General features: G+C 70.5%; 27 protein-coding genes. 11 read left to right on the forward strand and 16 right to left on the reverse strand.

Annotation, left to right across the window (positions count from 1 at the left end; translation table 11 throughout):
* Positions 1-8 precede the first annotated feature (8 nt).
* Genes ACWIBS_RS12450 through ACWIBS_RS12470 form a run of 5 tightly spaced genes read right to left on the reverse strand, consistent with a single transcriptional unit; the run spans position 9 to position 5,109 of the window.
* Entirely contained in the window at positions 9-314 is a 306-nt protein-coding gene (locus ACWIBS_RS12450) for a metal-sensitive transcriptional regulator (protein ID WP_376129629.1), read from the reverse strand.
* The gene (locus ACWIBS_RS12455) at positions 311-2,458 is read right to left on the reverse strand and encodes a heavy metal translocating P-type ATPase (protein WP_376129626.1); all 2,148 of its coding nucleotides are present in this window, start codon (positions 2,456-2,458) and stop codon (positions 311-313) included. The genes ACWIBS_RS12450 and ACWIBS_RS12455 overlap by 4 nt, the downstream gene beginning before the upstream one ends.
* A 4-nt stretch (positions 2,459-2,462) precedes the next feature.
* Complete coding sequence (locus ACWIBS_RS12460) at positions 2,463-4,736, reverse strand: heavy metal translocating P-type ATPase (protein ID WP_376129623.1); 2,274 nt, start codon at positions 4,734-4,736, stop codon at positions 2,463-2,465.
* Complete coding sequence (locus ACWIBS_RS12465; protein WP_376129620.1) at positions 4,733-4,900, reverse strand: hypothetical protein; 168 nt, start codon at positions 4,898-4,900, stop codon at positions 4,733-4,735. The genes ACWIBS_RS12460 and ACWIBS_RS12465 overlap by 4 nt, the downstream gene beginning before the upstream one ends.
* A complete protein-coding gene (locus ACWIBS_RS12470) occupies positions 4,900-5,109 on the reverse strand; it encodes a heavy-metal-associated domain-containing protein (RefSeq protein WP_376129618.1) in 210 nt (69 codons plus the stop codon). Before ACWIBS_RS12470 ends, ACWIBS_RS12465 begins: the two co-directional genes overlap by 1 nt.
* Before the next feature lie 152 nt (positions 5,110-5,261).
* Here ACWIBS_RS12470 and ACWIBS_RS12475 point away from each other — a divergent pair, with 152 nt between their 5' ends.
* Together ACWIBS_RS12475 and ACWIBS_RS12480 are read left to right on the forward strand one after the other, a co-directional pair.
* Positions 5,262-5,957, forward strand: coding sequence for an ABC transporter ATP-binding protein (locus ACWIBS_RS12475; protein WP_376129615.1), 696 nt, complete (start codon positions 5,262-5,264; stop codon positions 5,955-5,957).
* A complete protein-coding gene (locus ACWIBS_RS12480) occupies positions 5,954-7,264 on the forward strand; it encodes an FtsX-like permease family protein (RefSeq protein WP_376129612.1) in 1,311 nt (436 codons plus the stop codon). Before ACWIBS_RS12475 ends, ACWIBS_RS12480 begins: the two co-directional genes overlap by 4 nt.
* A gap of 199 nt (positions 7,265-7,463) precedes the next feature.
* Here the strand turns inward: ACWIBS_RS12480 and ACWIBS_RS12485 are convergent, their stop codons facing one another.
* Positions 7,464-8,600 carry a hypothetical protein gene (locus ACWIBS_RS12485; protein ID WP_376129609.1) on the reverse strand — a complete coding sequence of 379 codons (1,137 nt, stop codon included), beginning with the start codon at positions 8,598-8,600 and terminating at the stop codon, positions 7,464-7,466.
* 120 nt (positions 8,601-8,720) lie between these two features.
* Between ACWIBS_RS12485 and ACWIBS_RS12490 the strand changes: the two genes are divergently transcribed.
* A complete protein-coding gene (locus tag ACWIBS_RS12490; protein ID WP_376129606.1) occupies positions 8,721-11,213 on the forward strand; it encodes a tetratricopeptide repeat protein in 2,493 nt (830 codons plus the stop codon).
* 223 nt (positions 11,214-11,436) lie between these two features.
* On the opposite strand, the gene ACWIBS_RS12495 is transcribed toward ACWIBS_RS12490, so the two are convergent.
* From ACWIBS_RS12495 to ACWIBS_RS12525, 7 genes are all read right to left on the reverse strand, one after another.
* Positions 11,437-12,057, reverse strand: coding sequence for a TetR/AcrR family transcriptional regulator (locus tag ACWIBS_RS12495; protein ID WP_376129603.1), 621 nt, complete (start codon positions 12,055-12,057; stop codon positions 11,437-11,439).
* Positions 12,054-12,692 carry a TetR/AcrR family transcriptional regulator gene (locus tag ACWIBS_RS12500; RefSeq protein ID WP_376129600.1) on the reverse strand — a complete coding sequence of 213 codons (639 nt, stop codon included), beginning with the start codon at positions 12,690-12,692 and terminating at the stop codon, positions 12,054-12,056. The genes ACWIBS_RS12495 and ACWIBS_RS12500 overlap by 4 nt, the downstream gene beginning before the upstream one ends.
* An 82-nt stretch (positions 12,693-12,774) precedes the next feature.
* Entirely contained in the window at positions 12,775-14,010 is a 1,236-nt protein-coding gene (locus tag ACWIBS_RS12505) for a M28 family peptidase (RefSeq protein ID WP_454137025.1), read from the reverse strand.
* Between the two features lie 14 nt (positions 14,011-14,024).
* Complete coding sequence (locus ACWIBS_RS12510) at positions 14,025-14,783, reverse strand: amino acid ABC transporter ATP-binding protein (RefSeq protein ID WP_376129594.1); 759 nt, start codon at positions 14,781-14,783, stop codon at positions 14,025-14,027.
* Positions 14,780-15,748 (reverse strand): amino acid ABC transporter permease, encoded by a 969-nt coding sequence (locus ACWIBS_RS12515; protein ID WP_376129591.1) that lies wholly within the window; start codon positions 15,746-15,748, stop codon positions 14,780-14,782. Before ACWIBS_RS12515 ends, ACWIBS_RS12510 begins: the two co-directional genes overlap by 4 nt.
* Entirely contained in the window at positions 15,745-16,674 is a 930-nt protein-coding gene (locus tag ACWIBS_RS12520; RefSeq protein WP_376129588.1) for a transporter substrate-binding domain-containing protein, read from the reverse strand. The genes ACWIBS_RS12515 and ACWIBS_RS12520 overlap by 4 nt, the downstream gene beginning before the upstream one ends.
* A 32-nt stretch (positions 16,675-16,706) precedes the next feature.
* Positions 16,707-17,393 carry a FadR/GntR family transcriptional regulator gene (locus ACWIBS_RS12525; protein ID WP_376129585.1) on the reverse strand — a complete coding sequence of 229 codons (687 nt, stop codon included), beginning with the start codon at positions 17,391-17,393 and terminating at the stop codon, positions 16,707-16,709.
* Positions 17,394-17,470: 77 nt separating this feature from the next.
* Here ACWIBS_RS12525 and ACWIBS_RS12530 point away from each other — a divergent pair, with 77 nt between their 5' ends.
* From ACWIBS_RS12530 to ACWIBS_RS12545, 4 genes are all read left to right on the forward strand, one after another.
* Positions 17,471-18,229 carry a sulfite exporter TauE/SafE family protein gene (locus ACWIBS_RS12530; protein WP_376129582.1) on the forward strand — a complete coding sequence of 253 codons (759 nt, stop codon included), beginning with the start codon at positions 17,471-17,473 and terminating at the stop codon, positions 18,227-18,229.
* 115 nt (positions 18,230-18,344) lie between these two features.
* Entirely contained in the window at positions 18,345-18,590 is a 246-nt protein-coding gene (locus ACWIBS_RS12535) for a hypothetical protein (protein ID WP_376129579.1), read from the forward strand.
* A 56-nt stretch (positions 18,591-18,646) separates the two neighbouring features.
* Positions 18,647-19,249, forward strand: coding sequence for a hypothetical protein (locus tag ACWIBS_RS12540; RefSeq protein ID WP_376129577.1), 603 nt, complete (start codon positions 18,647-18,649; stop codon positions 19,247-19,249).
* A 421-nt stretch (positions 19,250-19,670) separates the two neighbouring features.
* Positions 19,671-20,339: a hypothetical protein gene (locus ACWIBS_RS12545; protein WP_376129574.1), complete on the forward strand. Its 669-nt coding sequence runs from the start codon at positions 19,671-19,673 to the stop codon at positions 20,337-20,339.
* Between the two features lie 41 nt (positions 20,340-20,380).
* Here ACWIBS_RS12545 and ACWIBS_RS12550 read toward each other — a convergent pair whose 3' ends face one another.
* Positions 20,381-21,409: an alcohol dehydrogenase catalytic domain-containing protein gene (locus ACWIBS_RS12550; RefSeq protein WP_376129679.1), complete on the reverse strand. Its 1,029-nt coding sequence runs from the start codon at positions 21,407-21,409 to the stop codon at positions 20,381-20,383.
* A gap of 151 nt (positions 21,410-21,560) precedes the next feature.
* Here ACWIBS_RS12550 and ACWIBS_RS12555 point away from each other — a divergent pair, with 151 nt between their 5' ends.
* Positions 21,561-22,151: a hypothetical protein gene (locus tag ACWIBS_RS12555; protein WP_376129571.1), complete on the forward strand. Its 591-nt coding sequence runs from the start codon at positions 21,561-21,563 to the stop codon at positions 22,149-22,151.
* A gap of 75 nt (positions 22,152-22,226) precedes the next feature.
* Here the strand turns inward: ACWIBS_RS12555 and ACWIBS_RS12560 are convergent, their stop codons facing one another.
* Positions 22,227-22,559, reverse strand: coding sequence for a DUF7882 family protein (locus ACWIBS_RS12560; RefSeq protein ID WP_376130793.1), 333 nt, complete (start codon positions 22,557-22,559; stop codon positions 22,227-22,229).
* Between the two features lie 163 nt (positions 22,560-22,722).
* Between ACWIBS_RS12560 and ACWIBS_RS12565 the strand changes: the two genes are divergently transcribed.
* The 3 genes from ACWIBS_RS12565 to ACWIBS_RS12575 all read left to right on the forward strand — a co-directional run bounded on the left by ACWIBS_RS12565 (position 22,723) and on the right by ACWIBS_RS12575 (position 24,293).
* On the forward strand, positions 22,723-22,998 hold the full coding sequence (locus ACWIBS_RS12565; RefSeq protein WP_376130796.1) for a hypothetical protein: 276 nt from the start codon (positions 22,723-22,725) through the stop codon (positions 22,996-22,998).
* 24 nt (positions 22,999-23,022) lie between these two features.
* Positions 23,023-23,343 carry a DUF7882 family protein gene (locus tag ACWIBS_RS12570; RefSeq protein WP_376130799.1) on the forward strand — a complete coding sequence of 107 codons (321 nt, stop codon included), beginning with the start codon at positions 23,023-23,025 and terminating at the stop codon, positions 23,341-23,343.
* 68 nt (positions 23,344-23,411) lie between these two features.
* On the forward strand, positions 23,412-24,293 hold the full coding sequence (locus tag ACWIBS_RS12575) for an SDR family oxidoreductase (protein WP_376130802.1): 882 nt from the start codon (positions 23,412-23,414) through the stop codon (positions 24,291-24,293).
* A 3-nt stretch (positions 24,294-24,296) separates the two neighbouring features.
* On the opposite strand, the gene ACWIBS_RS12580 is transcribed toward ACWIBS_RS12575, so the two are convergent.
* Positions 24,297-24,761, reverse strand: coding sequence for a CinA family protein (locus tag ACWIBS_RS12580; RefSeq protein ID WP_376130805.1), 465 nt, complete (start codon positions 24,759-24,761; stop codon positions 24,297-24,299).
* Between the last annotated feature and the right edge of the window lie 127 nt (positions 24,762-24,888).

The following is a 24,888-nucleotide window of genomic DNA, read 5'->3' on the forward strand; positions in this document are numbered from 1 at the left end:
CCGCCCGATCAGGAACGGACGAGTCGGGCGATGGCGTCGCTGGCCTCTTTGATCTTCGCGGCGGCCTGATCGTCGTCCTGCCGGGCGGCGTCGAGAACGCAGTGCGTGAGGTGGTCGTCGAGCAACCCGATCGCGACGGCCTCGAGGGCGCTCTTGAGCGCGCTGATCTGCGTGAGAATGTCGATGCAGTACTTCTCATCGTCGACCATCTTCGAGATGCCGCGCGCCTGACCCTCGATCCGCTTGAGCCGGTTGAGGTACCGGTCCTTGTCGGTGATGTAGCCGTGGGTGTGAGGGACGTCGACGGTGGTCATGCGGGCTCCTTCGGGTGGTGCTGCAGAACGGCGCGCGTGCTGCTTTCCGGGGTGAGGTCTATGCGGCGCAGCAGCTGTGCGTTCAGGGCGACGACGACGGTGGACAGCGACATGAGGATCGCGCCGACCGACATGGGCAGCACGAACCCGACGGGGGCGAGGACACCGGCGGCCAGCGGCACGGAGATCAGGTTGTAGCCCGCGGCCCACCACAGGTTCTGCGTCATCTTGCGGTACGCCGCGCGAGACAGCTCGATGACCGACAGCACACTGCGGGGGTCGGAGCCGGCGAGGATCACCCCGGCCGACGCGATCGCCACGTCTGTGCCGGCGCCGATCGCGATGCCGACATCGGCCTGCGCGAGGGCGGGTGCGTCGTTGACGCCGTCGCCGACCATCGCGACCTTGCGCCCCTCGCGCTGAAGGTCGGCGACGATGCCGGCCTTGTCTTCGGGGCGCACCTGCGCGAATACGCGATCGATGCCCAGCTCGGCGGCGACCGCGTGTGCGACGGCCTCGGCGTCGCCGGTGATCATGGCCACCTGCGCCCCGATCTCGTGCAGCGCGTCGACCGCCGCACGGGATTCGGGGCGGATCTCGTCGGCGAGCTTGAGGCCGCCGATCACCGCGCCGTCGCGGACCACGTGCAGGATGATCGCGCCCTCGGCGCGCCAGGCGTCGGCTTCGTCGACCTCGCCCTGACCGACTTCCTCGAGCAGGTGCGGTCCACCGACGCGGATCTGCGCGTCGTCGACCGTGGCCGTCACCCCGACCGCAGGAGACGACGAGAAATCGGTCGCCCTCGGCACGCGCAGGTCATCGTCCTGCGCGGCGCGGACGATGGCCTTCGCCAGCGGATGCTCGCTGTCGCTCTCCGCAGCCGCCGCGAGGGCGAGCACGTCGGCGGCATCCCACTGGCCGACCGGATGCGCGGCGGTCACGGTCGGCTCGCCCTTCGTGAGCGTTCCGGTCTTGTCGAACAGGACCGTATCGACGGTGCGCATGCTCTCCAGGGCGAGCCGGTCCTTGATGAGCACTCCGCCTCGCGCGGCACGCTCGGTCGCGATGGCCACCACGAGCGGGATCGCCAGCCCGAGCGCGTGCGGGCACGCGATCACGAGCACCGTGATCGTGCGCACGACGGCGTCGTCGGGACTGCCGACGAGCGTCCACACGATGGCGGTGACGGCGGCGGAGAGCAGGGCGAACCAGAACAGCCATCCCGCGGCCCGGTCGGCGATCCGCTGCGCCCGGGACGACGAGCTCTGTGCTTCGGCGACGAGTCGCTGGATGCCCGCGAGGGTCGTCGCGTCGCCGATCGCCGTGACCTCGACCCGCAGGCCGGAGTCCGTGGCGACGGTGCCCGCCGTGACGGCATCCCCCACCGTGCGCGCAACCGCCCGGGATTCGCCGGTGACCATCGATTCGTCTACATCGGCGCGACCGTCGACGATCGTCCCGTCTGCGGGGATGCTGCCACCCGGCCGGACGAGGACCACGTCGCCCACCCGCAGATCTGCCGGCGCGACAGCGACGACCTGGTCGCCCTCGACGCGCTCGGCTTCATCGGGCAGCAGTGCCGCGAGGCTGTCGAGGGCGGAGCTGGTCTGCGCGAGCGAGCGCATCTCGATCCAGTGACCGAGGAGCATGATCACGATGAGGAGCGCGAGCTCCCACCAGAACTCCAGCTCGTGGTGCAGCAGGCCCAGCGTCGCGCCCCACGACGCGAGGAACGCGACGGTGATCGCCAGACCGATCAGCAGCATCATGCCGGGTCTGGCCGAGCGCAGCTCGCTGACGGCGCCCGTGAGGAACGGCCATCCGCCCCACGCGTACATGACCGTGCCCAGGGCGGGGGCGACCCACAGTGCCCAGCCCGGCACCTCGTAGCCGAGGATCATCGCGAACATCGGCGAGAGCGCGACGACCGGCACGGCGATGATCAGGTTGATCCAGAAGAGCCGGCGGAACTGCCCGACGTGGTCGCCGTGCCCCGCATGGCCGTGACCGCCGTGCCCGTCGTGCTCGGCGTGGCCGTCGTGATCCGCGTGCCCGTCGTGATCCGCGTGCCCGTCGTATTCGGCGTGCCCGCCGTGTTCGGCGTGTTCCGGGGATGCGTGGTGGGGCGCGTGCGGATCGGTCATGCGTTCACTTCCCTTGCGGCCGGGCGGCGGTGCTCCGGAAGCCGCGCAGTCGCAGGCTGTTGCCCACGACGAACACGCTGGACAGCGCCATGGCGGCTCCGGCGAGCATGGGGTTGAGCAGACCCAGGGCGGCGACCGGGATGGCGGCCACGTTGTAGGCGAAGGCCCAGAACAGGTTCGACCTGATCGTGCCGAGTGTCCTGCGCGAGAGGCGGATCGCGTCGACGGCGCTGCGCAGGTCACCGCGGACGAGAGTGATGTCGGACGCTTCGATCGCGACGTCCGTGCCGGTGCCCATCGCGAGCCCGAGGTCGGCCTGCGCGAGGGCGGGCGCGTCGTTGACCCCGTCTCCGACCATCGCGACGACCTTCCCGTCGCGCTGCAGCGCCGCCACGACGTCGACCTTGTCCTTCGGCAGCACCTCGGCCGAGACATGCTCGATGCCGACCTCGGCGGCGATGCGGCGGGCGACGGCCTCGTTGTCACCGGTCAGGAGGATCGGGGTCAGCCCGAGCGCCTTCATCTTCGCGATCGCTTCGGCGCTCGTGGGCTTGACGGTGTCCGCCACGACGAGCACGCCGCGCGCGGCGCCGTCCCACCCGACGGCGACGACGGTCTTGCCTTCGTCCTCGGCCCGCGCCTTGGCGGCAGCGGTCTCGGCGCTCAGCTGCTGCGACCCCTCGCCCAGCAGCGACTCGCGGCCGACGAGCACGGCGCGCCCGTCGACGATGCCCTGAACGCCCTTGCCCTCGATGTTGGTGAAGCCCTCGACCGGGAGCAGGGTGCCGGTTCGCTGCGCGGCATCCTTCGCGATGGCCTGCGCGATCGGGTGCTCCGACGCGTCTTCGAGCGCGCCCGCCAGGCGGAGCAGCTCGTCGGGGTCGGTTCCGGGCTCGGCGATGACCTCGACGAGCGTCATCTTGCCGGTTGTGACCGTGCCCGTCTTGTCGAGGACGATCGTGTCGACCTTGCGGGTGGACTCGAGCACCTCCGGGCCCTTGATGAGGATGCCCAGCTGAGCGCCGCGACCTGTGCCGACGAGCAGTGCGGTCGGGGTCGCGAGGCCCAGCGCGCAGGGGCACGCGATGACGAGCACGGCGACGGCGGCGGTGAAGGCGGCGGATGCCGGGAATCCGGCGCCCAGCCACGCGCCGAGGGCGATGACCGCGATGACGATCGCGATCGGCACGAAGACACCCGAGATCCGGTCGGCCAGTCGCTGCACCTCGGCTTTGCCGGTCTGGGCGTCCTCGACGAGTTTCGCCATCTGGGCGAGCTGCGTGTCCGACCCGACCCGGGTGGCGCGCACGACCAGTCGCCCGCCGGCGTTCACGGTGGCGCCGGTGACGGGGTCGCCCGCGCCGACCTCGACCGGCACGGATTCACCCGTGAGCATCGACGCGTCCACGGCGGACGTGCCCGAGACGACGACGCCGTCGGTCGCGATCTTCTCACCCGGACGCACGACGAACTCGTCGCCGACCTGCAGATCGTCGGTCGGGATCTTCGTCTCGATCCCGTCGCGCAGCACCGACACGTCCTTCGCGCCCATCTCGAGCAGAGCGCGCAGAGCCGCTCCCGCCTGCCGCTTGGAGCGCTTCTCGAAGTACCGGCCCAGCAGGATGAACGTCGTCACCCCGGCGCCGACTTCGAGATAGATGTTGCCGGCACCGTCTGACGGGGCGATCGTGAGTTCGAACGCGTGGGTCATCCCGGGCATGCCGGCGGTGCCCAGGAACAGGGCGTAGAGCGACCAGAAGAAGGCGGCGAGGGTGCCCATCGAGATGAGCGTGTCCATCGTCGCGGCACCGTGGCGCAGGTTCGCCCACGCGGCCTTGTGGAACGGCCACGCGCCCCACACGATGACGGGCGCGGCGAGCGTCAGCGACGCCCACTGCCAGTACGGGAACTGCAGCGCCGGGATCATCGCCATCGCGATCACCGGCACGGTCAGGAGGGCTGAGATGACGAGTCGGGTGCGCAGCGATGTCAGTTCGGGATCGGCAGGCTCGGCAGCATCCGTCGCCGGTGTCTTCGGTGCGGGCAGCGCGGCGGTGTAGCCGGTCTTCTCGACCTCGGTGATCAGCTGCGCGGGGTCGTACCCGGCGGGCACGGTGACCCGGGCCTTCTCTGTGGCGTAGTTGACGGTGGCGGCGACCCCATCGAGCTTGTTCAGCTTGCGCTCGATGCGGTTCGCGCATGAGGCGCAGGTCATCCCGCCGATCGTGAGTTCGACGCGGTCACCGGCGGGCGTCGCGCGGGGATCGACGGCACTCATCGCGGGGGCTCCTCGGAGTGGGTGGGGGCCTGGTCGATCTCGGCCCGCTGGTTCCAGTCGGTGACGACGCTGTCGGGGACGACGGCCGCAGCGATGCCGTACGAGGCCGCGAAGGCGACCACCAGGCCGGCGGCGTAGAGGCTGAGTCGTCCCGCGGTGTTCATCAGACACGCACCGCCGTGTAGCCGGCCTCGTCGACGGCGGCCAGCACGGCGGCGTCATCGAGCGGCTGCGTCGCGGTGACCAGGAGCTTGCCGGTCTGGGCGCTGACCTGAACCTCGTCGACGCCGGCGATCTCAGCGACCTCTTCGCGAACCGACATCTCGCAGTGCCCGCAGGTCATTCCGGTCACCCGGTACTCGGTCGTCGCCATGATGCTCCTCCTTCGATACCCCCCGTGGGTATCCACGCAGGATAACGCATACCAGCGGCGGGTATTCCTGCGGGGCGGGATACATCGCGAGGATGACGCCGTTCACTCCCGAGGCCGATGGCACGGATGCCGCCCGCGACGAGGCTGGAAGCATGAACGCTCCAGTGCTGCACGCCCAAGGACTCGTCAAGACATACGGGTCGACCATGGCTCTCGCCGGTGTCGACCTCTCGATCCGCCGCGGCGAGTCCGTCGCCGTCATGGGGCCTTCGGGATCGGGCAAGACGACACTCATGCATGTCCTCGCCGGTATCACCGCCCCGGATCAGGGGGCCGTCACGTTCGCGCCGGCATCCGGGCCCGCCGCGCAGGTCACCGGCCTCAGCGAGACGCGACGCTCGAAGCTGCGTCGCGACAGCTTCGGATTCGTCTTCCAGCAGGGGCTGCTCATCCCCGAGCTGACAGCGATCGAGAACGTCGCCATCGCCCTCATGATCACCGGATGCGGGCGCGACGAGTCGATGAAGCGCGCGGCATCCTGGCTCACCGCCCTCGGGCTGGCCGGCATGGAGGAGCGCCGCATCGGCGAGCTCTCGGGAGGTCAGGCGCAGCGCGTCGCGATCGCCCGCGCGCAGGTCACCGGTGCCGAAGTGGTGTTCGCCGACGAGCCGACCGGCGCGCTGGACTCGCGCACGTCGGTCGAGGTCATGGACGCCCTGCTGTGGGCGACGACGCAGCAGGGGCGCACGCTCGTCGTGGTGACGCACGACGCCGATGTCGCTGCTCGCTGTTCGCGCACGCTCTCGGTGCGCGACGGCCGCCTGATGCCCGAGGGGGTCTCGGCATGAACCCGCGCGTCTTCCTGCTGCTGATGCGGCCGACGCGCGGGCAGTACGACGTGCTGGCGCTTCCCGTCTTCGCGTTCGCGGTCGTGAGCACCCTGGTGCTGACGGTCGTGGGCGGCGCCCAGTCGTTCTGGGCATGGCAGGACCCCGAAGCGCCGATCTACCACGCGCTCGCCGCGATCGCGCTCGTGCTGCTGGTCGTCCCCCTCGTCACGCTGGGTGGAGCGGCGGCGCGGCTGTCCGCACGCCGCCGCGACGAGCGCCTCTCGACGCTTCGACTGCTCGGGGTCTCTCCCGCGGGCGTCGTCGGGGCGACGGTCGCCGAGTCGGCCCTGGTCGCCGCCGTCGGTGCCGTCGCCGGGTTCCTCCTGTACCTCGTACTCGTGCCCCTCGTGGGACTCATCCCGTTCCGCGGCGAAGCTCTCGGAGCGGGGTCTGTGCTGCTGCCCGCGGGCGCGGTGCTGGGCATCATCGTCGCGATCGTGCTGCTGGCCGCCACGAGCGCCGCCATCGGACTGCGCAAGGTCGTGATCTCGCCCCTCGGCGTCCGCACTCGGGCAACCGCGGGCACATCGCACTGGATCCGCGCCGTCATCACCGTCGTCGCGCTGGTGGTGGCCTACGTGCTCATCTCCGCCGTTCCGAGCGCGGCCGAGATGCTGCCGACCATCATCGTGCTCTCCGCCGTCTTCGCCATCGCCTTCGCCGTGCTCAACGTCATCGGTCCCTGGGCGATCCGTCTGCAGGCGCGCCGGCGGCTGCGCCGTGCGACGCGGGCCGATCAGCTGCTCTCGGCGCGCACCGTGCTCGAAGCGCCGAAGGCGGCGTGGCGTCAGGTGGGCGGCATCGCTATGGCGAGCTTCATCGCCGTGTTCGCCGGAACGGGCGTCGCCCTGCTCGATGTCATGGGCAACGGCTCGATCGAGGACATCCAGCTCGCCGTCGACATCCGCACGGGCGTCGTGATCACCCTCGTCGCATCCTTCCTCATGGTCGCCGCCTCGGTCGGCGTGAACCAGGCCGCAGAGATCCTCGACCGGCAAGAGCTGAACGCGAGCCTGCACCGCCTCGGGATGCCGATGGAGACGGTGGAGCGCGCGCGCCGCAACGCCATCATGCGCCCTCTGCTGCTCACGGCGGTCGGCTCGGCGCTGTGCGCCGGTGTGATGATCTTCCCGCTGCTGGGCATCGCACTGATCACGGCTCCGGTCTCGCTGCTCACGATCGCGACGGTCATCGCCGTCGGCTTCGCCGTCATGTGGCTCAGCACCCGCGTGACGCGGCCGATCCTGGGGCGGGCGTTCGCCTGAGTTGGGGCGGCGTGGTCGAGGGCGCGTGCACCGTGTCGGGCCGTGGGGGCGACACGCCGGTGTCGGGATGCCCCGGCCCGGCGTGTCGGGGCGGGGGTCCGACATCGTGCCCAGGGCCTGGGCCCTGGACCCAGACCCCGGGCCCAGACCCCGGACCCAGACCCCGGACCCAGACCCCCGGACCCCCGGGGCGCGGCCCTCAGCAGTACACGAGCACGAGGCTTCCGCCGCCGCCGGGGGAGGGGCGGTACCGCGAGCAGAGCCGCGACTTCTTGCCGCCTCCGCCTCCCCCGCCGTTTCCGCCCACCGACGCCTGCCGGCGCGAGGCTTCGGCGCGGGCGGCTGCCTCGGCGGCTTCGGCTTCCTCCTTCTCGCGCTGCACGACGGCGGCGTGATCGGCCTGCGCCTTCTTCGTCGCCTCGACGTAGGCCGCAAGGCCGGTGAGGATCCGGTCGGCGTCGTCGGTCGAGGCCTGCTCGTTCACCTGCTGCGCCGCCGCGACCGCGACACCCGAGGCATCCGGTGCCTTCGCTGTCTGCGCGGTCACTTCCGCCGCCTGCGCCGATGCGCCCTCCGCGACCGCCTGCAGCACGGGCATGGCCGACTCGATGGCGGCGTCGAACTCGGCCATCCGCTTCTCTTCTGCCTGGATCAGCGCCAGCAGCTCGCCCGTCTCTGCTCTGATGGATGCCACCTGGGCACCGGTCTCGTCGATGATCTCGGGCGTGACGTCTTCATCGGCCACGGTCTGCGCTTTGCCGGGCGCCCGCTCCGCGCTGATCAGCTCGACCGCATCGCTGACTCCGATCGTCAGGAAGGACGCGGGAGAGGCCGGCTGCGGGGCTTCCTCACCCGCCTCGGTCGCGGCGACGACGGCGGCTTCGTCTTCGGTACGCAGCGCCTCGACCGCGGCCACGAGCTTCTCGTGCATCCGCGCGTCGGCGTCGGCCGGCTCGGTGGCCTCGCCGACCACCTCGCCCACGGCGCTGCCGGCCTCGGTGAGCTGCTGCACCTGCTCTGCCGTCAGGATCGGCGCGGGGGTCTGCCCGAGGTCGACCATGCGCGATCCGAGCGAGCGCGCCTCGCCCTCCTGTGCGAGGCGCAGGGCGATCGCCGCCTCGAGGTGCGACTCGGCCTCGGCCTTGTCGGCCAGAGCAGTGTCGCGCTCGTGCACGAGCGCTGAATACTCGTCGACGCGCTGAGCGTGCACGATCTGCGGCACCGCGATCCCGGCCGCCACGAGCACGAGCGCGAGGCCGCCGCCCACCCAGGCGAGCGTGCGCTTGGACCGCTTGCGCACGGGTTCGGCGGTGGGGGAGGCGGTGTTCTCGCTCATGGTCTTCAATCTGCCCGTGCGGCGTTCGCGGCGCACATATCCCCAACAACCCCGGACACGGCTCCGACGCGCGAAGCGGGCAGAATCTGAAGGACGGATGTCCCGACGACGAGGAGCGAGATGATCACCCCGCCGCTGCGCATCGACGACGTTCCCGAACAGCTCCGGGCGATGCGCGCACAGGCGGGCGAGCCCTCGTACGCCGAGATCGCCCGCCGGGTCACCGCTCAGCGTGCCGCGCGAGGTGCGGCATCCGTCGTCTCGCGAGCCACCGTGTACGACTGCTTCCGCGAGGGTCGCAAGCGGTTCGACGTCGAACTCGTGCTCGCGATCGTGCGCGCCCTCGCACCCGCCGAGGCGACCGTCTCGGCGTGGACGGCGGCCCTGGCGGCGCTGGGCCAGCGCACCGCGGCGGCGGGCCTGGTCACCGTCACCGACGAACTGCCCGCCGCGGTCGCACCGTTCGTGGGACGCACGCGCGAGCTCGCGCTACTGACGCGGGGAACGAGCGCGCACTGGATCCACGCGATGCCCGGCGCAGGCAAGACCACCCTCGCCATGCAGGCGGCGCGCACGGCGCGGGCCTCAGGTCACGTCGGGGGTGTCATCGTCGTCGACCTGCGCGGGCACAGTCCCGTCGGGCCTCCCGCCGCCCCGCACGCGATCGTGCGCGCCGTGCTGCGACACCTCGGCGACAAGAACAACGGTCTGTCGGTGACAGCGGCCCGACGCCAGCTGCGCGACCGACTGCGTGCGACCCGCACCATGCTGCTGCTCGACGACGCCGCGTCACTCGAGCAGGTCGAGGCGATCGTCCCGCACCCCGCCGGGGTCTCGGTCATCGTGACGAGTCGTATCGTGCCGCGGTCGACGACGTTCCGTCCGCTCGAGCTCGCGCTGTTCGCGCCGTACGAGTCCCTCGCCCTGCTCGACGCCGTCGCCGGGCGGGCGACGATCGAGCGCGACCCGGCGGCGGCCGAGGCGCTGCTGCAGCTCACCGACCACCAGCCGCTCGCGGTCAGCATCACGGCGGCGCGCGTCGCCGCGCGCGACACCTGGACCCTCGCCGAGCACCTCGAGCTCGCGCGCACCCGCCGCGCCAACCTGCGCCTCGACGAGCCGGTCAGCCGGTCGCTCGACCTCACCTACGGGCTGCTGCCCGATTCCGCGCAGCGCCTGCTCCGTGCGCTTGCCGCGCACCCCGTCGAGCTGCTCGATCGCGAGAGCATCGTGGCGATAGCGGATGCCGCACCCGACGTCGACGCGGATCTCGACCTGCTCGCCCGGCACAGCCTCATCGCGCGCACGGGCGACGGGCGGATCCGGATGCACGAGGCGGTGCGCATTCACGCCGTCGATCTGGGGCTCGAGGTCGATCCGTCGTCGCAGCGCCGTGCCGCGGCGGACCGGCTGCGGCAGAGCGTCGTGTCCCGCGCGTGGGCGGCGCACGCCGCGCGCAGTCGGTCGCGGCGGGCTCCCGGCCGTGCGCCCCGATGGCCCGTCGGCGAGGTCGAGCTCACCGCGCGCGAGGCCGAGGCGTTCTTCGCCGACGCCATCGACCTGCTGCTGCACATCGCGCTCGAGGCGTCCGCTGACGAGACGTCTCCCACCGTCACCCTCATCGCAGAGACGATCGACGACGCGCTGCACCGCGCCGGGCGCGCCGACGACGCCGTCGGGCTCTTCCGCGAGGCGCTGCGCGTGGCTCGCGCCGGCGGCGACCGCGAAGGCGAGCTGCGTGCCCTCGTCGACGTCGGATCGACGCTCACCCTCACGGGGCGTGCCGCCGAAGCGGAGGCGATGCTGTCGAGCATCGACCGGGAGGCGCCCGGATGGCCGCTCGAAGCACCGCTCGTGGGCAATGCCCTGGGGGCGAGCCTGCTCGCGCAGGGCCGGTTCGCCGAAGCGCGTGCGTCGTTCGAGGGCGGCCTGGTCGCCGCACGGGCGGCAGGTGATCTCTGGCGCGAGGGGATGCTCTGGAACAACATCGCGCTGCTGCACCTGCACACCGGCGAGCTCGACGAGGCGCGCACGGCGCTCGGCCGATCGATCGAGATCAGCACGCAATGCGGTGACGCCAGCGCCGCGGCCCGGGGCCGGGTCAATCTCGCGAAGCTCCTGCTCGATCTGGGCGACGATTCCGCCGCCGAGACACAGGCGCGTCAGGCGCTCGCCGACATGCAGGAGCTCGAGCATGTTCCCGGCGTCGTCGTCGCGTACTCGAACCTCGCCGCCGCCGTGTGTGCGCTCGGCCGGTTCGACGAGTGCGCCGAGATCGCCGAAGCGGGCCTGGCAGTCGCCCGCGAGGCCGGCATGAAGCGGTCCGAGTTCGAGCTCTTGCGCACGATCGGAGCGAGCCTGCTGGGCGAGGGGCGTCTCGGCGAGGCACGTGAGGCCTTCGAGCGGGCGCGCATTCTGATCGAGTCGATCGGCGACCGGCTGGGTGTGGCAGAGGTGGCCGAAGACCTCGGCGACTGCGCACACGCCGCGAACGACATCGCCGAGGCGCGGCGGCGGTGGCAGGAGGCCGTCGACGAGCACGCCGCGATCGACTCGCCGTGGGGCGCTGAGGTGCGCGACAAGCTCGAGTCGCTGCTCGCACCGCGGACGTGAAGCCGCCGGGCGCGGGTCGAATGAGCAGGTAGACCCTGTCCAAAGTTGTATGCTGTCTACTGCGTCCTCCCGTGCCCGACGGGGTAGGGAAACGCGGTGTGATTCTGGGGAAGAACGCCGACTCGCAGGGGATGCCCGGGGCGCTGCGAGGTACTGGGGAATCGATGGTGGCGGATGCGGGTGTGGGGCCCAGGCATCCGCCGCCTCGTCCGGTTCTTCCCGGTCAGTGGCCCGCCACGCGGCGGAGGTCGTCCAGCGCGGCATCGAACTCCTCCGCGCTCGCCGTGATGTCACCGGCTGCCGCCATCCACCCGCCCGCCATCGTCGAGATCGCCGCGTAGGCGGCATTCGTCGCGAGGGATGCCTCGGCGGTGGGGTCGTCGGGAAGCCGCGCGTGCTGGGGGTGCTCGATGAGCCAGTCGCGGACGCCGGACATCAGCAGGGCGGCGGAGTCGACCAGGATGAGCGTGCCCACGGCGCGTGCGTCGGGCTGGGTGCGGGTGAGTTCTTGACGTGCGCGAGCAACGTCGGTGTGGACGTGGGCGTGCCCGACGGAGGCGAAGATCAGCTCGAACACCCCGCGCGGAAGAAAGCCCGCGTGCGCGCTCAACACGGCCGAGGCGTCCTCTCCCTCGAGGATCTGCAGCTCGCGTCCCAGGATCGCGGCGTCGCGCGACGAGAAGTACTTGAAGAAGGTGCTGCGCGCGACGTCGGCACGATCGCAGATCTCGTCGACCGTGACATCGTTGAAACCCTGCTCGAGGGCGAGCGAGGTCGCGGCAAGCTCGATGCGGTTCTCCGTGTCGCGACGGCTGCGCTCGCGCGGGGATGGCGCTGCGCTCACGGGGTCGTCCCCAGGACGGTGCGCAGCTGTCCGAGTCGACGGATGACCTCGGATGCCGGATCGGTCAAGGCCTCCACGGGCACGCGCCATCCCTCGGCCGCGGCATACAGGACACCGTACGCCGCCGTGACGGCGAGGGTCGCCTCGCGCAGCGGATCGCGCGCGAGGCGCGCGGACTGCGGGTTCGCGCTCAGCCACCGGAAGGCGGCATCCGTGAGGTTCGCCTGTGACGTCACGAGGGCCGCGGAATACTGCCGCACCGCGACCGGCTCGTCGGCCAGCAGCCGCGTGCGAAGTGCGGTGACTCGGCTGTCGGACGCATCGGATGACGTCACGTGCGACACGGCGAGGGCGATGACGCCCATGACAGGATCGCCCCGGTACGCGCCGAAGGCCGCGGTGATCGCGTCGTCGTCCAGCACGGGCACGCTCCGGCCCAGGATCGCGGCATCTCGTGAGGGGTAGTAATTGAAGAAGGTGCTTCGCGAGACGTCGGCACGCCGGCAGATCTCATCGACCGTCGTGTGGTCGTAGCCGCGCTCGATCGCCAGCTCGACGCTCGCGAGGGCGATCGCGTCGTCCGTCTCGCGGCGCTTGCGCGCCCGGCGGCCTTCGTTGCTCAGCTCCGCACTCATCGTCCCCTCCAGCCCGTGTGGCCTGGCCAACCCTAACCCCGAGCGCGCATGTCCAGAGGACGTGCATCTGACGCCGTGAAGGTCAGGCCTGCATCGCCGACAGGGTCACCAGTGCCGTGACGATCGCGCCGTGCTTGAGGTCGAGCGGCTCGATGCGGTGGCGGGTGTCGGCGGCCGTGAGCAGCAGGCGGCTGCCCGCGGACTCGTCGTTGTAACCGCCGATGAGCCGGACGGCGGGAATGCCGGCGGCGAGGAAGTTCGCGTGGTCCGAGTTCGTCGTGTGGGCGTAGATCGGATGCACCGGGGTGCCGCCCAGCCGGCTCGCGCGCTGCAGCAGATCGAGGATGACCGGGTTGCCGGCGGTGAGCCCGTAGAGGCGCGGGTAGCCGACGGGGGTGTCGACGTTGACGTTGCAGTGGATGCGGCCGCGCTCGGCCTCGTCCAGGGAGGCGACGTACTCGGCGGAGCCGGTCAGAGCCCACTCCTCGAAGGTGAAGAGGGCGACCAGCAGCCCGCGCTCGCTGTCGGCGGCGCGCGGGCCGAGACGCCTGGCGACCTCGAGCACTGTCGCGAGGCCCGCGCCGTTGTCCATGGCGCTCTCGGCGAGGCCGTGACCGTCGATGTGCGCGCTCAGCACGACCACGTCGTCGGTCCGGCCGGGGAAGCGAACGAAGATGTTGCGACCGGTCCACTCGCCGGCGGTGGCCTCGTTGACCAGGTGCACCTCGGCCGGACCGAACGCGAGTGCTGTCGCGAGTTCGCTCGTCGCGTCGTGACTCAGCCCGAACGCGGGGATCTCGCCGGGCTCGCCGGTGCCGCCCGATCCACTCACGGCGCCGGCACCGGGCTGGTTGTTGCCGATGAGGAACGCGGCGGCGCCGTATTCCCGCGCGAGGGCGAGCTTCACGCCACGGTGCACGTGGTTGGTCGAGAACGGGAACTCATGCCGCACGAGCACGGCGTGACCGGGGATCAGGTCGCGGGCACCCTCGAAATCGGAGGGGGTTCCGCGCCCGAGATCGATGACGGGGAGAACGTCGTCGACCGCGGCGCAGTTGAGCAGCGGGTAGCTTTCGAGCTCGCGTCCACTCGCGATCAGGCGCACGGAGTGCCCCTGGCTGCGCAGTCCCGTGACCGTGAACGTCTGCTCGCTGTACTGGCCGCCCAGGTCGCGTGCGCGTCGCTCGAGCAACGCCTGCGCCGCTGCCTCGCTTGCGGTTCCGGCCACCCGACCGCCCGTGTCGCAGATCGCGGTGAGGTCGCCCATGAGCTCATCGCTCAGCCAGATGTCGCCGATGATGTCGCGGATGTCGGTCATGAAGGTGTCTCCCGTCACAGGACGCTGTCGAGGAATGCCTGGGTGCGCGGATGCTGCGGTGCCGCCATGATCCGCTTCGGGTCGCCTTCTTCGACGACCTTCCCGTCGTCCATGAAGATGAGGCGGTCGGCGACTTCGCGCGCGAACCCCATCTCGTGCGTGACGACGATCATCGTGGTGTGCTCGGTCGCAAGACCCCGCATGACGGCGAGGACCTCGCCGACCATCTCGGGATCCAGGGCGCTCGTCGGCTCGTCGAACAGCAACAGCTTCGGCCGCATCGCGAGCGCGCGGGCGATCGCGACGCGCTGCTGCTGACCGCCGGAAAGCTGCTTCGGATACGCGTCGCGCTTCTCGGCGAGGCCGACTCGCTCGAGCAGCTCGAGTGCGTACGCGACGGCGGTGGAACGCTTCTCCTTCTTCACGCCGACGGGCGCTTCGATGATGTTCTCCAGCACGCTCAAGTGCGGGAAGAGGTTGAACGACTGGAAGACCATGCCGATCTGCTCGCGCTGCGCGCGCACGGTGCGCTCGGGTGCCTCGTGCAGGCGACCGCCGCGCACGAGGGCGCCGATCGGATCGCCGTCGATCGCGATGAGTCCCTCATCGATCGTCTCGAGCCGGTTGATGCAGCGCAGGAACGTGCTCTTGCCCGAGCCGCTCGGGCCGATGACGCAGACGACCTGTCCGCGATCCATCTCGAGGGAGACGCCCTTGAGGACCTCGACACCGCCGAAGCTCTTGTGCACGTCACGCACGCTGACGAAGCTCATCGGTTTCCTCCTGTCACGGTCGCCGTCGCCGCGCGGCGACGGAACCGGATGCCGGTGAGGCGCTGCAGCGACCCCGTTCCGCGTCCACCCGAGCGCGTGCTTCCGCGCGAGTAGAAGCGCTCCAGGGCCTGCTGGCCGACCATGAGGATCGACGTCACGATGAGGTACCAGATCGTCGCGACCATGAGCAGCGGGATGGTCTCGAAGGTGCGGCTGTAGACGACCTGCACGGAGTAGAGGAGTTCGGGCAGGGCGATCACCGACACCAGCGATGTCGATTTGAGCAGCGACAGCACCTCATTACCCGTCGGCGGGATGATGAACCGCATCGCCTGTGGGATGACGATGCGGCGCATCGCGCGGCGTCCGCTCATGCCGAGTGCGCGCGACGCTTCGAGCTGGCCGTTGTCGACCGACAGCAGTCCGCCGCGGATGATCTCGGCCATGTAGGCCGCTTCGTTGAGCGCGAGTGCCGCTACTGCGACGACGTACGGCGTGACGATCTCATTGACGCTGCCCTCGAAGAACGTCGGCCCGAAGGGTATGCCGAGCGAGATCGAGGGGTAGAGCGCCGAGATGTTGTAGAGGATGACCAGCTGCACGAGCAGCGGTGTGCCGCGGAAGAACCAGACGTACGCGCCGGCGACGGCGTTGAGCACTCGGTTGTCCGAGATGCGCATGAGCGCGATCACCAGACCGATGACGATGCCGATCACCATCGACACGACGGTGAGCTCGATCGTCTTCCACAGGCCGTTGAGCACCGAGGTCGAGAAGAAGTACTCCCCGACGACGTCCCACTCGAAGCGGGGGTTCGTCACGATCGAGTACGCCACGAGTGCCGCGAGCGCGATCACGACGGCCGTCGCGACCCACATCATCGGCCGCGGACGGCCGACGATGCGGTAGTCGCTCACCTCGGCGAGTGCGGGCGGTGCCGCCGTCTGCTCTCCGCGGCTGCTCATCCAGCGGCCTCGTTGTTCTTGCCTGCCATCGGCACCGCGAGCTGCTGCAGACCGTAGACCGAGAGCATCTCGTCGTACGTGCCCTCATCGATGAAGGTCTGGAACACCGCCTGGATCACGGGGAGCAGTTCGCTGTCCTTCGGGAACGCCATGCCCGACAGTCCGCCCTGGAACGGCTCTCCGCTCAGGGTCAGCTGCTCATCGTCGGTCTGCGCGATGTAGCCGGCCTGGGCGGCAGCCGTGCCGTACGCGTCGATGCGGCCGCTCGTGAGTGCCAGGACGCCCTCGTTGTTCGTCTTGAACGCCATGATGTTGATCGGCTCAGCGCACGTCTCGTTCTTCTCGGTCAGCGAGATCTCTTCGACCGAGCCGGCCGCGACGCCGATCGCCAGGCCGCACGCGGTGTCGGGCGACAGGTTCTCGGGTGCATCCGCATCGTCGCGCGCGACGATGAACTGCGAACCGCCGCGCAGGAAGTCGATGAAGTCGACCTGCTGCTGACGCTCTTCGGTGTCGAGCATCGGGGCGAGCGAGAAATCGTAGCGGTCTGCCGCCAGACCGGGGATCAGGTTCGCGAAGACGACCTGCCGCAGCTCGATGTCCAGACCGAGCGCGTCGCCGAACGCGAAGGCCAGATCGGGGGCGATGCCCACCATCGTGGCGCCGTCGGCGTCATACGATCCGAACGGCTCGCCGATCGTGGCATCCGTCGCGATGACGAGCTTGCCGCTTTCGGCGATCGATTCCGGAAGCTGTGCGACGAGGTCGGCGATCGGCTCACCCGAGGCGACGTGGTAATTGACGTCGGCCGTGTTGCCGGGTGCGCTGTCGCCATCGGCGCCTGTCGACCCGCCGCCGCACGCGGTGAGGGCGACCGTTGCCGCAGTGAGGATGCCGACGGCGAGCAGGGGGCGAAGAGACTTCATGTGAGTGCTTTCTGAACGGTGAGCCGGTCGCGTCAGATGCGGCCGACGATGGTCACGTGCTCACGCATGTGTCGAGCGGCTTCGTCGGAATCGCCGTTCTCGATCGCCGCAAGGATGGCGCGGTGACCGGTCAGCGAAGTGGCGCGTCCGGTGGGACTCGCGTGGGAGATGCGACGGAAGTCGCTCACCCATTCCGACGTCGCCCGACTGAGCGAGACGATGAGGTGGTTGTGCGTCGCGGCGGCGATCGCCTCGTGGAAGCGCTGGTCGTGCTCGAGGGATTCCTCGGTCGACACCGTCGCGGGGTCGAAGTCGCAGTGATTCGCCAGCACGAGCAGGTCGCTGTCGGTGCGCCGCCCCGCGGCGAGCCCCGCGATCTGCGGCTCGAAGGTCGTGCGGAAGTCGATCACTTCGGTGGCATCCCGCTCGGATGCCGACATGTCGCGAAGCAGGGATGCCGCCGCGCTCGAGGTGTCCAGAAGCACCGTGCCCGATCCCTGGCGACGCCGCACGACGCCCTTGAGCGTCAGTTCGTGGATGGCCTCGCGGATCGTCGTACGCGAGACGCCGAGCTGCGTTGCGAGGTCGCGCTCGGGAGGCAGAGCGGTGCCCGGTCCGACATCACCGCGCTCCGCGAGTTCGAGGATGCGAGCGGCGATCGCGCTCGAGGTCGCCATGCGCGGCACAACGCCGAGCGAGGCCCATCCATCGGTTGACATGCGTTGTACAGTAACAGAATTGGTCCGACCACCACACCACCTGTTCGGCCATCCGCACACGTAGAGAGCGAGCAGGCATGGACCTCATGAGCCCCTTGGGCCTCGGTGTCCTCGCGCTCGCCGCCATCGCAGCCGGCATCATCAACACGGTCGTCGGGTCGGGGACGCTCATCACGTTCCCTGCGCTTCTCGCCCTCGGGGTGCCTCCCGTCACCGCGAACATGACCAACACCGTCGGCCTCGCGATCGGCAACATCGGCGGGGTGATCGGCTACCGCCGAGAGCTCCGGGGCCTGTTCGCGGCCATCGTGCCACTCGCAGTCCTCACGGCGATCGGCGCCCTGATCGGGGCGCTCGCGCTCCTCGTGCTGCCGGCCGACGTCTTCCGCATCGTCGCCCCCGTGCTCGTCATCGTCGGCTGCGTGCTCGTCGGCATCCAGCCGCTGCTGCGGCGGCGCGCGACACGCACCCCCGGACGCACGTCGGCACCGGCGTGGCTGCGGTTTCCGCTCACGGCGGCGACGGGTGTCTACGGCGGCTACTTCGGAGCAGCTCAAGGCGTCTTGATCGTCGGCGTGCTCGAGATGACGATGACGCAGGACATCCAGCGCATCAACGCGATCAAGAACGTGTTGCAGACACTCGCCGGCGGCGTCGCAACGGTCGTCTTCGTCTTCGCCGCGTCCCTTCCGTGGGTCGCGATCGCGACGCTCGCGCTCGGGTCACTGGCCGGCGCGGTCATCGGCGCCGCGATCGGCCGGCGCCTGCCTGCGTGGCTGCTGCGGACGCTCATCATCGTGATCGGCGTCGTCGCGGTGTACTTCCTCGTCATCTGACGACGCCGGGTGGCCGGGCGGCACACGGAGCACCTGGATAAGAGTGAGGACGTGTGCCTGTCGCTCGGGCCGTCGCATCCCCGAAGATCGTGTCATCGCGCGATCGGGAGGAACCATGCGCAGTGACCCGGGCGGAAAGCCGAGTCGCACGTTCGACGCGGCGCATCGTCGCGTCGGGGGCGTCGCCATCGTCCTCGTGGGCGGCGTGACGACCGTGGCCGCCGTCGGCACCTTCGTGGGGGTTCTGAGTACGGGCGTGCCGGGGCTGCCGGGTGTCTTCATGCCGGCGTGGCTCGTCGTCGCGGGCATCTGGCTCGCGGTCGGCCGCAGCCGCGTCACCCGCGCCGAGAACGCCCGATGACCGCGCCCACGGGTGCCGTCTGCAGGACCGATAGTGACGGGTGTCGACGCGCGGGCGTGATCCGCTGCCAAGGGCGCCCCTCTCTCCTGCGCCGGGCACGCCCGCTCCGTCGTCCGCGCGTCCTGGCTGCGGGGGTCGCCATCGCGGCACTCGCGCTGCTCGTCGGCTGCGCCGCCGACGAGCGAGGCCTCGTCGACCCCGGCCCCGCGACCGACGTGCTCGATGAGCCGCTGCCCGCCGGTGATGTCGAGGAGCCGCTGCCCGCCGGTGATGTCGAGGAGCCGCTGCCCGCGGGTGACGTGCCGGACGAGTGCCGCGACGCCTTCCCGCTCGCCGTCTTCCCCGCCGACATCACCGATGTCGAGATGCAGCCCGCGAACTGGGCGGCGCCGCCGGCGGATGCCGTGCTGTGCATCACGGCATCCGCAATGGACGGCTCGAGCGAGACGCTGTCGTATGCGACGGATGCCGCGATCGGCGACGTCTTCGCACACTACGAAGCCTCACTCGGCGGGTACGACATGTTCCGCACGCCCGGCACCGACAACGGGACGGGCTATGACACGCTCGACGGTACGAGCGCTGAGGCGACCTTCCATATCCGCGAGCACGACGGGGGTTTCGTGCTCGTGTTCGCACGCGGTGACGTAGGGGGCTGATCACCGCGTGACGGATCGGCTTCGGGCGCCGATCCGATCCGGCGCCCGTGCTGTGGCGCGGCCAGTGCCGGTCCGACGTCGCTCGGGCCGGCACTCGCGACGCGTCACCGAGAACGGGCGATCCCCCGGATGCAGGCGAATGTCGCTGGATGCCGCCTGCATCCGGCCGTTCGCCTGTTGCGGGCCCGTCCGGGGTGGGGTCTGATCCGCGCATACGTGCGCCTCGCCGCCGCGGCGGTGACGTTGCAGACGCCGGGCGGACACCGTGGGGTGGACGAACAGGGAACTCCAGGGGCGGCGGCCGGCCCACATCAGCGCCTGCGACGATTCTGAATCGCCCATACTCGAAGTCCCCGCGTGGCGCGAACCATTGCGCGATCATCGCGGGTCGGGCATCATCACCGACATCGCGAATCGCGCCGTGCCACTGACCGTGGTCTTCGCCGTCCGATCCGCCGACGCGATCGACACGATCGACCTCGCGCCCGGCCCATCGGCGCCGGACGTGACCATCGCGAGCGGAAATGCGTATGCCGACGCGGTCGTGCCACCGTGCGAGGAGCACCTCATGTTCAAGCAGGACTTCTTCCATCCGACCGACCTCGTGCTGTTCGTCTGGCCGTCACGGATCCATGCCGAGCCGTCGCAGAGCGAGGCCGTCTGGAGAGAGGATGCCGCGGGCACAGCGTGGGCGATGGAGCGCGCCAAGGCCGACCGCGTGCGGGTGCTCGTCTCGGTCGCCGTCGACACGATCGTCGGCGCGTGGCACGTCACCGGCAGCGAGAGCACGCTGACGGCGCGCGAGGGCAAGACGCGACGCGTCAACCGCTCCCGCTTCGACATGCGCGACGACGCCCGTCTGCACTACCTCGTGGGAAAGCGCTCGCAGGTGCCGCGGCGGCGAAATCCCCAGACCACGATCGAACTGCGCGACCTGTTCGGCGGCGAGAGCCTGCTCGAGCCGCGCCCGGATGCGCGTCGCCACGGCGTCGTGCGCATCGGCGATTACACGCTGACCGTCGGCGAAGACGGCACGGCCGACCTCGTCTACCCGGCGCGCGCCGTGGTGACGCTGCGGCCCGAGAACTGAGGTCTCCGTTCTCGATCGGCGGCACCTCGACGGCGCCGGTGTCACGGGATGGCGACGACGATGCCCGATCCGGTGCTGCGGGCGTCCATCGCGACGAGCGCCGCGCCCGCGCCCGCCAGGTCGGTGCGGGCCCCGATCAGCAACTCGGGCCGCAGCCGCCCGTCGGCGACCATCTCGATCATCGCCGGATAGTCCACTGCCGGCATGCCGTGCGAGCCGAAGACCGAGAGCTCCCAGGCGATGACCCGGTCCCAGGGCAGGGGTGCCCGCGCGTTGTCACCCAGCATGAGGCCGATCTGCACGTGCCGCCCGCGGCGGCGCAGTGACAGAACAGCCGCCGCCGAGGTCGCGGGTGAGCCGAGCGCGTCGATCGTGACGTGCGCGCCGCCTCGGGTGGCGTGCAGCACCTGATCGACCGGGTCGGAGGAGCGGATCGTCGTCGTCGCGCCCAGGTCGCGGGCGTGCGTGAGAGCGTCCTCCGACAGATCGACCGCGGTGACGCGGGCCCCGAGCGCAGCGCAGATCATGACCGCCGAGAGGCCGACTCCGCCGCATCCGAAGACCACCACCTCGTCACCCGCAGAGACCTGGCCGTGGGTCGTCGCGGCGCGGAACGCCGTCGCGAAACGGCAACCGAGAGCCGCCGCCGTGGCGAAGTCGACCGCGTCGGGCAGGGCGACGAGATTCGTGTCGGCGGCGTGCACCACCACGTATTCCGCGAAGGATCCCGCGTGGGTGAACCCCGGCTGCGTCTGCGCGGGGCACACGTGCGCGTCACCGCTGCGGCAGATGTCGCAGGCGCCGCATCCGCACACGAACGGCGCCGTGACACGGTCGCCGACGCTCCAGTGGCGCACGTCCGCTCCCACTTCGGCGAGCGTGCCGGCGAACTCGTGACCGGGGATGTGGGGCAGGGCGACCGGGTCGTGACCTTGCCAGGCGTGCCAGTCCGATCGGCACACTCCCGTCGCGCCGACCCGCACGATCACACCGTCGGGCGGACAGATCGGTCGGGCGACGGTCGCCACGCGGGGGAGCGCGGCGGTGGCGTCGTAGACGACGGCCGACATCAGGGGGCGATCAGGCAAGGGGAACTCCAGGGGCCGGAGCCACACTAGCCGACAGTGCCGGCGCGGAGCGGAGGCGCGGGGGCTGCAGAGGGCGGATGCCACGAGCCGGCCGCCGAACGGAGGGTCCCGCCGGGCCGGTACTGTCGAACGCGTGATTTTTCTGCGCCGAGCCGCTCTGCCCGCCGTGCTTCTGTTCACTCTCACCGGCTGTGCCGCCGGTCCAGCAGAAGCCGAGCCCGCCCCGCCCGCCCCGATCCAGGAAGAGGCACCCCCCGCGGAAACGACGGCGTTCGACGGCGGCGCGGCCGTCGCATCGATCACGAGCTGCGATCAGGTGGAAGCTGTTTTCGGCACGTACATCGCGGGGCTCGACCCGGTCGAGAGCAACTCCGTCGACGAGTGGGGTGCCTATTGTCAGTGGGAGACGCCCGAAGGCGCCGTCGACCTGCTCGAGATCCGCTCGGTCGGGGTGCAGGTGTCGCCGCAGGAGGGTGGCGAAGCGCCGCCACTGGACCTGCTCGAGCAGATGGACGGCTTCTCCCGCATCGACGACGCCGCGATCGCGCGCCACGGTGGTCTCGCCTACTCCCTGACGGCCGAGATCGCCGTCGCGGCGGTCACCGTCACGACGGTGTGGCTGCCAGGGGCCGAGGTCACGGTCACCGGGGGCAAGTGGGGCGAGCACCCCGCGCTCGACGGCCCCGCCGCCGTCGCGGCGACGGTGCAGCTGCTGGGGCTCTGACGAAGGTTCCCGCGTGCATCCTCGATGCATGCGGGAGGCCGCGCCGTCGTGACGGCGCGGCCGGCGACTCGAGACCTACTGCTCGACGGGGGGAACCTCGACGGCGCCGGTGTCGAAGTGCTCGGAGATGAGCATGATGCCGCCCGACGAGTGCGCCGAGCTGGCGAGCTCTTCGAGCCATTCGCGGCTCAGCTCGGGTGCTTCGGGCTCGTCGAACGTGAAGCGGAGCGGGATCGACGGATGCAGCCAGATGGTCGAGCGCCCGCCGGGCTGATCGTCGGGGTGCTTCCACGACAGCGTGAAGCTCTCGCCTCGCCGCAGCTTCGTCGCGATGACGATCTTCAGGTGCGCGAGCGCACGGTCTTCGATGTCGATCGGCTCGGAACCGCCGTAGTAGATCGTGCCCACGGCATCAGCGTATCGGGTCGCCGCTCGACGAGCACGTCACGCGGCTATCAAACGCCCTTGATCGCGTCAACGGGGTGCGCCGCGGACGGTGCCGGTGTCACTCTGGCTTGACTGACTGCGGGCCGATCCGACCCGGTACGGACCATCATCGAGGTGAGCGCGAATGAAAGACCTGCTGATCAACGGCACGCGCTTTCTGACGACGGATGCGATCGCCGATGCGGCGCTGGCCTATGTGACGGTGCTGAACCAGTACCACCGCTCGGACACCGTTCGCTTTCCCGCCGTGGTCGAAGGCCGCGCCGCGAAAGCGGCCGTCGTGCTCGGCCCGAGCACGCACCTCGTCGTGCTCGACGCCCCAGACGTCATGCCGGCGGGCCTGGACGGCGCCTCCGAAGCGGTCGACGATCTGCAGCGCCGGCTCGCGGACTTCCTCTGACCCGCGGCGGGGTAGGCTCGCGTCGTGGGCAGGTTCATCTACGACACGGCGGGCAACTCGATCGAACTCGAGGACCGCACACTCGCGCACCTTCGGATCGTCATCATGAACAAGCTCCGCCGGTCGGAGCCCTTCATGTTCGATGTCGACCTCAACGACGGCACGGGCCGGCGCAGCTTCTGGATCCACCCGTCGATCCCGCTTCAGATCCAGTTCTACGGAACGCGCCAGCCGCGCATCAACCGGTTCTGGGTCGAAGATCTCATGAAGTCGGCGAGCGGGCCCAACGGGCTGACCATCACTCCCGAACCCCCCGAAGAGGAGCCCCTCCCTCCCGAGGAGTGAGTCCTGTCAAGGGGATGCCGCCTCTCGGGGCGCGTGCCTAGCCTGAGAGCTCCGCGAAAGGAGATCTCATGGCATCCATCAACGACCCGCGCGACAAGCACCGCGAAGAGGGCTTCCCCGCCCAGGAGCAGAAGCAGCCGGGCCTGACCGACGAGACGACACCGGCCCCGGACCACGGGGAGGACTCCTATCGGGGCTCGGGACGGCTCGAGGGACGCCGCGCGCTCATTACGGGCGGAGACTCGGGGATCGGCCGCGCCGTCGCGATCGCGTTCGCGCGGGAGGGAGCCGACGTGGCGATCTCGCACCTTCCCGAAGAGCAGAAGGACGCCGACGAGACCGTCCGGCTGATCACCGCCGAGGGTCGTACCGGCACGAGCCTGGCAGGTGACGGGCGCGAGGAGGAGTTCGCGGCATCCATCGTCGATGACACGATCAGCGCTCTCGGGGGTCTGGACATCGTCGTGCTCAACGCCGGTTACCAGAAGGACCGGGAGAGCCTGGCGACGCTCGAGACGGCCGAGATGGATCGGGTCTTCCGCACGAACCTGTACGGCCTGATGTTCACGGCTCGCGCCGCCGTGCCGCACCTCGAGCCCGGCGCGTCGATCATCGTCACCTCGTCGATCCAGGCGTTCGTGCCCTCGCCCTCGCTCATCGACTACGCCATGACGAAGGCGGCGCAGGTCGCGTTCGTGAAGGCGCTCGCCGAAGAGCTCGGCCCGAAGGGCGTGCGCGTCAACGCCGTCGCGCCCGGCCCCGTCTGGACGCCGCTCATCCCCGCGACGGGCTGGGACGCCGACCGGCTCGCGTCGTTCGGGCAGGACACGCCCCTGGGCCGCGCGGGTCAGCCCGCCGAGCTCGCGGGCGCGTACGTCTACCTCGCGTCCGAGGATGCGTCCTACGTCTCCGGCGCCGTGCTGCCCGTCACAGGCGGAAAGCCGCTGTAAGGGTCAGGGGCGCTCACCGGCGACGAGCCGCGTGAGCGCCTCGACCGCACGGTCGACCGTCGCCTCGAGCACGGCGGCGGGATCGCCCGGCAGCTTCAGCGCGAGGCTCCCTACGTCGTCGCGCGTGGCCCAGCCGATGTGCACGGTCCCCGGCGGGTGCCCGCCGTCGATGTCGGGGCCGCCCACCCCCGTCGTCGACACGGCGATGTCGGCATCCATGAGTTGCTGGACGCCGCGCGCCAGCTGCTCGGCGCACGCGCCCGAGCACGGGTCGACGCCCGGCTCGACGCCCAGCACGGACTCCTTGACGGACGTGAAGTACGCCACGACGCCGCCTGCGAACCACTCCGAGGCGTTCTCGCCCGCGCCGACGGTGCCGGCGAGCTTTCCGCTGGTGAGCGATTCGGCGACGGCGAGGGTGACCCCCCGGTCGCGGGCGAGCCTCGACAAGCGATCGATGTGCGGCATCCCTCTCCTTCGCATGCGTGACTTCGTGACTATCGCGAGACGGATGCCGGTGGCAACCCCTTTCCCCGCGCACGGGGCCGTGCACCTCTGACACACCCGAGCGGCCTCCCCGCAAGTGGGGTACCGT

It is taken from the genome of Microbacterium sp. NPDC055442, assembly GCF_053644215.1.